Below are 11,328 nucleotides of genomic sequence, written 5' to 3'. Positions count from 1 at the left end.
AAAGCCGGGTGAACTGTCGCCGCCAGTTGTAGATCTGACCGGGATGCAATCCCAATTCTTTGGCGACGGATGCTGCCGTGTTGCCGGGCTGATCCGCTCGGCGTACTGCTTCCCTACGAAATTCCTCGGTATATGCCTGCCGTTTCTTGGTCATGAAACACCTCCTGCTAGGGGCTACCTAACTATAGAAGGTGTCTACTGTTTGTGGGTAACTCGGGAACATAACGCCAACATAACCGGCGCGAGGTACGAGCGTCCGGCACCGAAGGCGCGTAGTTAATGTTTTTGTTAGAGCTTTTCTAGGCTAGACACCAGTGTTTGACCTATTTCAGTAAGCTCAAATTCGGACATGCTTTTTTGTTTCATTACACCATAGTCAGCTAAAGCGTGTAAGCTTCGAAGCTCTCCTCCTGAGGCTGGGTAATATATCGATTTAACCGGTTTCTTAGCTAGTGAGCTTAGATAAAGAAATGCTTCGTCAGGCAAGGAAAGAATAATATTCGATTCCTCTGGCACTAAAGGCGTCTCGGCTTCTATGGAGCTCAGATCATGCGCGATTTTCTGGGCCGCTCTAAGCTTAAGCGCGAATCCCTTCTCGCCACCAACATTTATCTCAACTAACTTTTCGAGCAACGATTCAATGGTGCCTTTAAAGTAAACTAAGGCGAACAGAATCAATAGCGGCCATATAAGTGTTTTAATGTATTCCAATACTAGAGTTGGTATTTCCATTACTCGCTATTGCCTCATTACTTTTTTGCTCTAACATTTGTATATTGAGCACGCACACTTTGCAGCCCGGGTTTACGAGCAGGTAGCGAGTCAGGTGGTTGATATAGCGAAGGTTATACTGTGAGGAGGCTCTTTCCCTTGGAAAACAAACTGAGCGTGCTCGTTTTGCTGTGTCGCTATGCCTGATATCCCTGGCGCACGTTATTAGTATGTTATTGACCTTACTAAAGATAAATTCTGACTGCAATGACAAAACGTGCACTCAGCGCGGCTAATTGAATATCTACCGCGGTATCATTGGTCATTAGCGGGAGCAGGCAATTGCGCCTGCTCCTGCCTGACTGTCCTAGTCGATTTCGAAGGTACCGGCAGCGCCCGGAAATACCACCGGACTTTCGATGCCTTCGTTGTTGACGCTGGCAACGCCAAAGAAGTAATTATCAATGACCACGTTCTCTAGTGTGAATTCAGTCACCTTGCCTACTTCACGGCTGAACTGCCACTGTGGCTGGTCTGTGTAGCGCCAGTAAATCTTATAGCCCTTGATGTTAGCGTCCTCTGCGGAGCGAGGCTGGTCCCATTTCAGCGTGGTGTTGGCGCTGACTGCGCCTGAAATTTCGACGCCCGTCGGTGGTGCCGGCGCCCAGGCCATGCTGGCCAGCGTGACTGCATTCAATGCGGTGAGTTTGGCTGCATACTCGAAGTCAACGTACTCGATGGTATCACCAAAATGACGGCCGTCTTCGTTGCGCAAATCCTGGTGCTGGCGATCATAATGCTCGTTGGTCTCCATAATCCGCACACCCGGGTAGCCTAAGTCATTAAACGGGCGGTGATGTCCGCCGCGGCCGAAACGATCCAGGCGATAAACCACCATGGTGTCGAGATTAGGAATGTAGCGGTCCGCAATCCAGTCAATGTAACGGGCCAGATTACGACTTGGGGAGTCTACTTCCCCGCCGGTAAAGCGGCGCATCCGCGCTTCTTCTGCCGTTTCGTTCATGCGTGTGCCCTCAGCAAATACACGCGCTGTAGTATTGTCGGTGACCCCGTTAATACCCGAAATGTTGCCGATCATGTCGTTGTTAAGCACCGCATGAAGCAGCCAGCCGTCGTCTTTTGCCTGTTGCGCCAGGATCTGGCCACCAAACAGGCCCTGCTCTTCGCCTGCCAGTGCAGCATAGACAATAGAGCCATTAAACTGGTGCTGGCTAAGCACACGTGCCGCTTCCAGGGTGCCAGCGACGCCTGATGCATTGTCGTTTGCGCCCGGTGCGTCTGAGGTAGAATCCATAACGTCACTGGCACGCGAATCAATATCACCGGACATCATCACGTAGCGGTCCGGATCCGTCGTTCCGCGCTGAATCGCGACCACACTGACCACCTCTGCAGGGTCTTCAATGCGGGGGGTGTCCGATATTACATCACGGCTGTAATAGACTTCGAGACAGCCTCCGCATGCTTCTGAAATACGCTCAAACTCTTCGAAAATCCAGCGCCGGGCCGCGCCGATTCCCTGGGTATCTGACTCGGTTTCGGACAGTGTATGGCGGGTGCCAAAGCTGACTAAGGTTTCGATGTCCTGCTCGATACGTTCGGCCGATGGCGCGGTTGCGATCTCATGCAGTTTTTCCTGATCTGCATAAGTGACGTCCGCCTGCGCATTTAGACTCACCGCGGCGGTGGCACTAAGCAATACCGCCACGGCCTTCATGGTTGCTGTTTTTTTCATGCTGATTCCTCTCTGATTTCTTATTTTCGCCTGCCAGCTTAACGCATAAAGGCGTAACAATGATCAGTTGATGCGACCAACACAAGGGTGACTGAGTTTAAGCCACTCCTTGTTCAGACAAGAAAGCAAAATAAAGATGCAAATGATATTGATTATCATTTGTGAGTGAGTTATCGTAGTCATGTGTTCGCAGCCCAGTACTCTCCCTGGAGCCTGCTCACATAAATGAAGGGCGCACTCAACGTGCGGGAAGTTTGCCGGGATACTACTTACAGGCTAGTATCCCGGCTTTTTTTGCTCCTAAACATTTTGTTCTCTAAACAAAAAAACGCCGCTTATATAAGCGGCGTTTTTCGGGTTGGTCATTGGGGTCTTAGAAGCTGTAACGAAGGCCCAATTCAAATGAACGTTCAGGACCTACGTAAATACCTTGGCGAAGGCCTGAGATATAACGCTTGTCAGTCAGGTTCTTAATTGAACCAAACAAGGTAAGCTGGTCATTCACGGTATATTGCGAGGTGAAGTCATACACAGTGTAAGCTGGCATCAAACCACCCCAAATACCGCCACCCGCGCCCTCAGGCAATTCGACCTGGTTGGTTGGGTCACCATATTGCTCGCCGCGATGATGCATGTTCAAGGTGACATCAAAGCTGTTGTAGTTGTAGTTTACAGCCAGGTTCGCCACGACTTCTGGAGCATAAGGCAGTCGGTTACCACTGAAATCACCTGATTTAAATTCCGATGTTGGAACCCAGGTTGCATTGCTGTCAATGCGCAAACCGCTACCCAGATCGTAGCCGAGCATAGCTTCAATACCATAGTGCTCGGTTTCACCTGCATTTGACTGCGACAAGTTCGGATTGGTGTTACCGGTCACGACCTGATTGGTGAAGTCCATATAAAAAGCGGCAACTTCATAATCAAGCTGTTCCAGCGTGCCACGCAGACCAAGTTCAAAGTTGTTTGAACGTTCACCGTCCAGGTCCTGATCGGTCAGGCCGTCCAGTGCAACGCCGTTGGTCGCCGGTGAAAATGCGCGATAAACACCACCGTAGACCTGCGCCGATGAAGTGGCGTCAAAGGTAACCCCAACCCCTGGCAAATACTCAGTGTTGGTAGTTTTGGCTGTGGCATTGTTCTCAGTCAGAATTAAACGTTCCTGCTGGTACGATTCAACCCGGATACCAGGGGTAACAGCCAGTCTGTCACTTAGCTCAATGCGGGTTTGCGCATAGGCTGCATAGCTGTCTGCAGAATCCACCCGATGACGGTCATTTGGCCCAGTGCGGTCTTGCTCACGGGTCGCACGAATGCGGCGGTCATCAGACTCTTCGTTCATATAACGAAGACCCAGTTCATTCTGTGCAGGCAAGCTTAAAATGGTACCGTCGAAACGCAGGCGAGTTTCGATGCCGAAACGTTCGAACGAACGGTTGTTACCCGTCACGTCATCATTGTAGACCCAGCGACCGGCCAGATCTGAGGCATCTGAGTCCACTCCATAACGCCAGTAGTCCCGTGAAACATCGCTCCAGTAGACCAGTGTTTTCAGGCTCGCACTGTTGCCCAAGAGTAATTCGTGATTGGCATCAAAGGCGACCCGGTCAGTCAGGTAATAATCGTCTGGCGCAGGGTTATAAGTTTCACCCGCACGGTAATCATCGAGCAACAAGCCACGATAGGAAATATTGGCATCGTTTTCATGGTAGGAAAACTTCATACCCACCCGTTGATTCGGGGAAAGCACTGCACCTGACTTAAACATCAGGTCGGTCATGTCATACCCTTTGTCCATGAAACCGTCGCTGCTGGAATGGGTCGCAACAACACCAGCGTAGGCGTCACCTGACGTGGTGCGGCTGCCCGCTTCGACGGTCATTTCCTGCATATTGAACGAGCCGGCACGGGCGCTCACCTGAACTCCGTCATCCGGTGTTCGGGTCTGGTAGTTAACCACCCCACCAATAGTTGACGGTCCGTAGCGCAGTGACGCTGAACCTTTGAGGATTTCAACACCCTCAATACGCTGAATACGCGGATTAAAATAGCGGTCATTACCGATAAACAAACCTGGCGCCACTGGCACTCCGTCTTCAAGCACCAGCGACTTCGACTCGCTCGCAGACAGGCCACGAATACCAAAGTTGGCAACGATGGAGGTCTCTTCTTCACTCTTCACGTTAATGCCAGGGACACGGCGCAGAATATCTTCAGTCGACAATGGCTGAATGCGTTCAATGTCTTCACGATCTATCAGAACTACCGTACCTGTCTCGTCTGAGCGATGAGGGGCGTAAAAACCTGACACCCGAATCACTTCGATGGTCGGCATCACAGCACGAGGCTCACCATTTGGCTGATCCGCTGCGTCTGAAGTTTCGGCTACGGCAGTTAACGGGAGAGTCGCTAACAGAACAGCAGTCGCGACTTTCGAGGGACGAGATAAAAAGTGAGGTAACATAAGTTCTCCAGGTCTATTCTAAGCTGGCGGTGAAGTTACATGATAATGAGAATGATTGTCAACAATATATGTGTGATTTTAGTGCCCCGGATTAAATCTGTCTCAATTACCATCGTTCCACGCCGAATTCTGTTACTATATGCGCCCGATAATTTGCAATGAATGCCCGCCATGACAGACTTTAGCCAGACCAGCTCCGCTTCGACAGACTCCCCATCAGCAGACGCTGCAGACATTTCACAGCTCCATCTACCTGCTGCCCTGGCGGATGGCCTGAGTGATGCTGGCTATACCCAACTAACCGCCGTACAGGCGGCCAGTCTGCCGGTTATTCTGCGTGGTAGCGATGTCATTGTGCAGGCGGCCACAGGCACTGGTAAAACCGTTGCCTTTGCACTGGGTGTACTGAACAATGTCGATATAAACCTTTTCTCTCCGCAGGCACTGGTGCTCTGTCCTACCCGCGAACTTGCTGAACAAGTGGCTACTGAGATCCGTAAACTGGCGAAGAACGTGGCGAACCTGAAGCTGCTGACCCTGTGCGGCGGTGTACCAGCCCGTGCCCAGGCAACCTCGTTACAGCATGGTGCTCATGTGCTGGTGGGTACGCCTGGTCGGGTACTGGACCATTTAAGCCAGCAGCAACTCGACTGCTCCAAAATCAATACGCTGGTTTTAGACGAAGCCGATCGCATGCTCGATATGGGGTTTCAGGATGACATTCTGAAAATCATTGAGGCCACCCCAGCTGCACGCCAAACCCTGCTTTTTAGTGCCACCTACCCTAAAGGGATGGATAAACTGATTGGCCGTGTCACCCGTGAGCCAGTCAAACTGACGATCGCAACCGAGCAGGTGGCAGCGGATATTGAACAACGCTTTTACAGTCTCGCCACTATGCCGGCGACACTGGCCGTTATGCACCTGCTGCAGGCGCACCAGCCGGACAACTGCATTGTCTTTTGCAATACCAAACGTGAAGTACAGCAACTGAACGATAGTTTACGCGCCAACGGCTACAGCGCATTAGCGCTGCATGGTGATCTCGAGCAACGTGACCGTGACCAGACCATGGTGCAGTTCAGCAATGGCAGTACGCGTATTCTGGTGGCTACCGATGTCGCGGCGCGGGGGCTGGATATCAGTGAACTCGATTTAGTGCTGTGTGTGCACATGGCCCACGATACCGACACCCATACTCACCGCATTGGTCGCACCGGACGTGCGGGTGCGAAAGGTCTGGCAATTACCCTGGTTGGCCCGGAAGATGACTACAAAGTTCGCCTGCTCGAAGATACCTTGCCTGAACCTATTCAGATGCGTGCGATCCCGATTGAGCAAGGCAATAGCAAGCCGCTGCAGGCGACGATGATCACGCTGCAAATTAATGGCGGTAAAAAAGACAAACTACGCCCCGGTGATATCGTCGGTGCGCTGACTCGCGACAATGCGTTAAAGATGGATGATATCGGTAAAATTAAGCTACAGGCCAACTGGGGCTACATTGCCGTCAACCGACGGATAGCGGATCGTGCATTGCAGCTCATTAATGGCGATAAAATTAAAGGCAAACGTTTCCGTGCGCGAGTTTTGTGAACGCTCCCCGCGTTGAGCTGAAGATTTAACAAAACCGCAGCCGAAAAGTCGTTTCATTGCAAAACGATGACAGATATAATGCGCGCTTCTACGCACCCAAGTACAAGGCCTGAGGTTACCAATGTGCGCTTTTTGCACAACCCTCACCCATACGTAAGGCATAGCGCATGACATACTCACTATTTGATTTCCTGCAACTGATTGGTTCTTTGGGTATTTTCATCTTCGGAATGAAGATATTCAGTGAAGGTCTGCAAAAAATGGCAGGCAGTCGCTTAAAAGGTATCTTAAGTGGCATGACCCGCAACCGTTTGACGGGTGTGGTAACAGGGTTTGGCACCACGGCCATTACCCAGTCCTCTACCACGACCACCGTTATGGCGGTGAGTTTTGTTAACGCAGGATTGCTCACCTTTGTGCAGTCTACCGGCGTTATCATGGGGGCGAACATTGGTACCACCATTACTGCCTGGATGGTGTCGTTATTCGGCTTTAAGTTTCAGATTACGCCCATAGCTCTTGCCGTTATTGGTATTTTCTTTGCCTTCCTGTTCTCTAAAAATAACCGTTTGCGCAATATTGCGGAAGCAATGGTCGGTTTCGGGATTATCTTTATCGGCCTTGAGTTCATAAAAGGTGCGGTGCCAGATATCAATTCAAACCCGGAGATGTTCGCATTTCTGGATAGCTTTACTGACTATGGCTTCCTCTCGATGCTGGCGTTTGTGCTGGTGGGGACCATTCTCACCCTGCTGACTCAGTCATCGTCCGCAGCAACGGCTATTACCCTGGTCATGCTGTTTGAAGGATGGGTTACCTTCCCGATTGCCGCCGCCATGATTCTCGGTGAAAACATAGGCACCACGGTGACCGCCAATATAGCGGCCCTGGTCGGCAATGTGCATGCAAAAAGGGCGGCGAGGTTCCACTTCTTCTTTAACGTCATTGGCGTGCTGTGGATGCTGGCACTGATCTTCCCGTTCCTGCACATGATGGACAATATTGTGCAGTACTTTACCGGCAGCCCTGCTTCGGTAATGGACCCGGCAACCACGGCGCGAGAAAACTCGACCCTGGCGCTGTCACTGTTCCATACCTCGTTTAACGTTCTCAATGTGGTTCTTCTGTTTGCCTTTGTGCCTTATTTAGTGCGCTTTGTGCAATACATTCAACCTGATCGTGGCGGCGAAGAGGAGTTTCACCTGCGCTATATCAGCGGCGGGCCGATGACCTCACCGGGTTTCTCTGTCGAACAGGCCAATAAAGAGATTCAGCAATTCACCGACGTGATTCAAAAGATGCACGATTCGGTTCATGAGCTGCTATTTGACCCTGAGGTTAAACACGACAAGATCATCGAGAAGGTCAGCAAATTTGAAGACGTGACTGACGTGCTGGAAATAGAGATCTCGGATTACCTGGTGCGTATCAGTGAGCATACCAACCTTGAGCACTCGATGACCGAACGCATTCGCTTCATGCAGACGATGATCAATGATCTGGAACGGATTGCTGATATCTATTTCCAGATTGCTAAATTGACTGAACGGATGACTGAATCAAAAGCCAGCTGGCCGGACGACGCAGCCGAAGAAATGCTGCAAATGATGAATTCAGTTCGTGAAGCTATTGGTGAAATGAATCGCAATGTAGCGAAAAATCCAGAGAATGTGTCGCTGGATAAAGCTATTGAGTTAGAAAACCTAGTGGATCAAACGCGCGACAAGTTCCGTGACACCCATTACGTTCGCCTCGAAAGTGGTAACTACCCTGCCCGTGCCGGCGTGATCTTTATGGACATGCTGAACCGTCTGGAGCGCATTGGTGACCACATTCTGAACGTCAATGAAGCGGCTGCCGGACGCCGTCTGCGCGCCATGCGAATTGACGACGAGTAACAGGACGAATAACAGGTAACCTGTGAACCTGACTCAAAAGGCCCGGCGTGCTAGCACCCCGGGCTTTTTTGTTGCTATCATTCCAGCACATCAACTGATCCTATTCCCGCTGCCAGGGGTATAGAGACTACCCATACCTTTGCCCGGGACCACAGGTGACATGCGCCGTAACAGCTCTCTATTTAGTCTCTTTGTTGTACTCTTCTCTAGTCTGCTCACTGGCTGCAGCGGTTCAGCCGTGCTCAACGCCCTGACCCCTGACGGTAGTTATAACCTTGAATCAGTGCCCTATGGCGACCATTCACGGCAGCAGATGGATATCTATTACCCGGATGACCCGCAACAGCGGCAAAAGGTGGTTGTGTTTGTTTATGGAGGCGCCTGGGAACGCGGTGACAAAGCCGATTTTGAATTTATCGGCCAGGCGTTTGCCCGGCTCGGCTATATCACCGTAATTCCTGATTATCGTCTTTATCCAGAGGTAGAATTTCCGGCGTTTATCGATGACGTCGCAAAAGCCGTCAGCCAACTTGAGGGCGCTATCAGCGCGAGCTGCCCCAGTGCGCAGTCCGTTATCCTCGCTGGGCACTCTGCCGGTGCCCATAGCGCTGCGTTAGTGGCGGCCGACCCGCAGTACTTGCAGGCGCAGGGCTACTCGGGGCGAATCGGCGGCGCGATTCTCATGTCCGGGCCTTATGATTTACCCCTCGATCACTCGCGGGTTGCCGACAAATTCAGCCAGGCAAATGGTAATCAGGCAAACCCTGTCGCGCTTGCCGGAGCGAGCATGCCAAGCACTTTGCTGTTGCATGGCCGCGCAGATAGCGTCGCTGACCCTGAGCATTCGGAACGCTTTGCGCAGCGTTTAGCAGAACTCGGGGTGCCCTCACAACTTCACATTTACCCGCGTACGCGGCATGTAGACCTGATAGCCAGCCTCGGCAGCCCGCTGCGTTTTCTGACCCCTGCCTATGGCGACATTCAGCGCTTTCTTAGCGAGCAGCACCTTGATGACTGGTGCGATTAAACCGATTCATCGTCCTCTGGCAGAGTCACGTTCAGCTCAAGAACCGAAAGGTTGTCATCGCTGTGTTCGAGCGAAATTTTAACCATATTAGGGTCGGCATTGACGTATTTGGCCAGCACCTCAAGAATGTCCTTCTTTAACTGCGGCAAATAAGCTGGCAATGCTTCACCTTGCTGGCGACGCTCAGCAACGATAATCTGCAGGCGCTCTTTGGCGGCCGATGCAGTGGATGGCTTGGTTGTGCGAAAAAAATCTAATAACGACATCGTTAGCCTCCAAATATCCGTTTTAGTAAGCTTTTCTTTTCAGCTTTCACGTAGCGCATGGGTTTGTCTTCGCCCACTAAACGGGCCACGGCATCCTGATACGCCTGGCCGGCGTCGGCCTGTTCTTCGAATACCACAGGCACGCCTTTGTTCGAAGCGTTGAGCACCGACTGACTCTCCGGAATAACACCGAGCAACGGAATATTCAGTATCTCCAGAATATCGTCCACGCTTAGCATTTCGCCGGCGTCGACTCGTGATGGGTTGTAACGGGTGATCAGCAAATGCTGTTTTACCGGTTCCAACCCTTTTTCCGCTCGTTTCGATTTGGCATCGAGAATACCCAGAATGCGATCCGAGTCACGCACTGAAGAGACTTCCGGGTTGGTCGTTATAATGGCTTCATCGGCAAAATAAAGCGCCATCATTGCGCCATGTTCAATCCCCGCGGGCGAGTCGCAGATGACAAATTCGAAACCAAGCTGGTCTAACTCGCTCAGCACCTGCTGCACGCCCTCCATAGTTAAAGCGTCTTTATCGCGGGTCTGCGAAGCTGGCAATATAAACAGATTCTCGCTTCGTTTATCCTTAATTAAAGCCTGCTGCAAAGAAGCTTCGCCATTCAACACATTCACGAAGTCATAGACCACACGACGTTCACAACCAAGGATCAGATCCAGATTGCGCAGTCCAATATCAAAATCAATTACTGCGGTTTTATGTCCAGCCAAGGCTAAGCCTGAAGCGATAGCGGCGCTGGACGTTGTCTTACCCACGCCACCTTTACCGGACGTTACCACGATAATACGAGCCATAGTTGTTATCCTTATATATGGACGAATAGTTAGAGGCGAATAGTTTCCATCTGCAGCGCATCGTCGCGCTGCGTGACCAATACCTGTTGCTGCCAAAATTGCTTATCAATCTGCTCGCTAAGCCAATAATTACCAGCGATAGAAATGAGTTCGGCCTGTTGATTGCCACACAACACATGGCAGTCCCCGTTTCCAGCCGCACCTGCAAGAGCACGGCCGCGCAAGGTGCCATAAATTTGAATTGAGCCATCGGCGATGACTTCGGCGCCATGGCTTACATGACCGAGGACGACTAAGTCACGCCCTTTGGCATATATTTGCTGACCGGAACGCACTGGCGTGCGTACAACCTTACTTGCTTTCGCGGTGCGCGCAGGCCCTTTTGGAATATCAAGTTCACTGCCCTGACTACCCGGTCGCAAGCGCGGAATGCCGGCAGCGAACGCCTGCTCCTGCTGAGCAGTGCGCTCACAACCGACCACCCCAACCACATGCAGACCAAGCTTTTCAATTCCGTTTTTCAGACGCGCAAAGGCTAGATCCCCTTCAACCTGCTCGACATTTAAGATCAGTGGCGCCTGTGCGAAAAACGCCGGCGCCTGGGAAACCTTACCAGCCAGATAGGCAAGCGCCCGGTCGGTATCTGAATCAAACAGTTGCAAAATAGACAGGGTAAAACTGCTTCCCTTGAGGACAGGAGCATTGCTCATTGGACTCGTCGCTCCACATAATTTCAGTCTGAAGACAAAGTGCTCTTTATGTTGGCGAAAAGGGTAAACTTTGCCTAGTCCACGA

The 11,328-nt window shown here is 51.4% G+C and carries 10 protein-coding genes; 3 read left to right on the top strand and 7 right to left on the bottom strand.

The genetic code is table 11. The features are described from left to right. From CWE14_RS14890 to CWE14_RS09160, 4 genes are all read right to left on the bottom strand, one after another. Nucleotides 1-154 (bottom strand): transposase (locus tag CWE14_RS14890; protein WP_126799087.1); only part of this gene is annotated, 154 nt, incomplete at its 3' end. 134 nt (nucleotides 155-288) lie between these two features. Beyond that, entirely contained in the window at nucleotides 289-732 is a 444-nt protein-coding gene (locus tag CWE14_RS09170; RefSeq protein WP_126799086.1) for a hypothetical protein, read from the bottom strand. Nucleotides 733-1,078: 346 nt separating this feature from the next. Continuing rightward, the gene (locus CWE14_RS09165; protein WP_126799085.1) at nucleotides 1,079-2,467 is read right to left on the bottom strand and encodes a M28 family metallopeptidase; all 1,389 of its coding nucleotides are present in this window, start codon (nucleotides 2,465-2,467) and stop codon (nucleotides 1,079-1,081) included. Nucleotides 2,468-2,840: 373 nt separating this feature from the next. Then, on the bottom strand, nucleotides 2,841-4,931 hold the full coding sequence (locus CWE14_RS09160) for a TonB-dependent receptor family protein (RefSeq protein WP_126799084.1): 2,091 nt from the start codon (nucleotides 4,929-4,931) through the stop codon (nucleotides 2,841-2,843). A gap of 171 nt (nucleotides 4,932-5,102) precedes the next feature. Between CWE14_RS09160 and dbpA the strand changes: the two genes are divergently transcribed. The 3 genes from dbpA to CWE14_RS09145 all read left to right on the top strand — a co-directional run bounded on the left by dbpA (nucleotide 5,103) and on the right by CWE14_RS09145 (nucleotide 9,452). Next, entirely contained in the window at nucleotides 5,103-6,527 is a 1,425-nt protein-coding gene (dbpA, locus tag CWE14_RS09155) for an ATP-dependent RNA helicase DbpA (RefSeq protein WP_126799083.1), read from the top strand. 167 nt (nucleotides 6,528-6,694) lie between these two features. Beyond that, entirely contained in the window at nucleotides 6,695-8,425 is a 1,731-nt protein-coding gene (locus CWE14_RS09150; RefSeq protein WP_126799082.1) for a Na/Pi cotransporter family protein, read from the top strand. Nucleotides 8,426-8,585: 160 nt separating this feature from the next. Next, nucleotides 8,586-9,452, top strand: a complete 867-nt coding sequence (locus CWE14_RS09145; protein ID WP_126799081.1) for an alpha/beta hydrolase — start codon at nucleotides 8,586-8,588, stop codon at nucleotides 9,450-9,452. On the opposite strand, the gene minE is transcribed toward CWE14_RS09145, so the two are convergent. The 3 genes from minE to minC are packed head-to-tail and all read right to left on the bottom strand — an operon-like array spanning nucleotide 9,449 to nucleotide 11,243. Further along, on the bottom strand, nucleotides 9,449-9,718 hold the full coding sequence (gene minE / locus CWE14_RS09140) for a cell division topological specificity factor MinE (RefSeq protein ID WP_126799080.1): 270 nt from the start codon (nucleotides 9,716-9,718) through the stop codon (nucleotides 9,449-9,451). The two genes, CWE14_RS09145 and minE, sit on opposite strands and share 4 nt — an antisense overlap. Nucleotides 9,719-9,720: 2 nt before the next feature. Next, nucleotides 9,721-10,533 carry a septum site-determining protein MinD gene (minD, locus tag CWE14_RS09135; protein ID WP_126787715.1) on the bottom strand — a complete coding sequence of 271 codons (813 nt, stop codon included), beginning with the start codon at nucleotides 10,531-10,533 and terminating at the stop codon, nucleotides 9,721-9,723. A 29-nt stretch (nucleotides 10,534-10,562) separates the two neighbouring features. Further along, nucleotides 10,563-11,243: a septum site-determining protein MinC gene (gene minC / locus CWE14_RS09130; protein WP_126787714.1), complete on the bottom strand. Its 681-nt coding sequence runs from the start codon at nucleotides 11,241-11,243 to the stop codon at nucleotides 10,563-10,565. Between the last annotated feature and the right edge of the window lie 85 nt (nucleotides 11,244-11,328).

Origin of the sequence: Aliidiomarina soli, from assembly GCF_003986975.1 — a bacterium.
Lineage (GTDB): Bacteria > Pseudomonadota > Gammaproteobacteria > Enterobacterales > Alteromonadaceae > Aliidiomarina > Aliidiomarina soli.
Note: the sequence above shows the minus strand (reverse complement) of the source record. Positions and strands in the feature narration are given on the sequence as shown.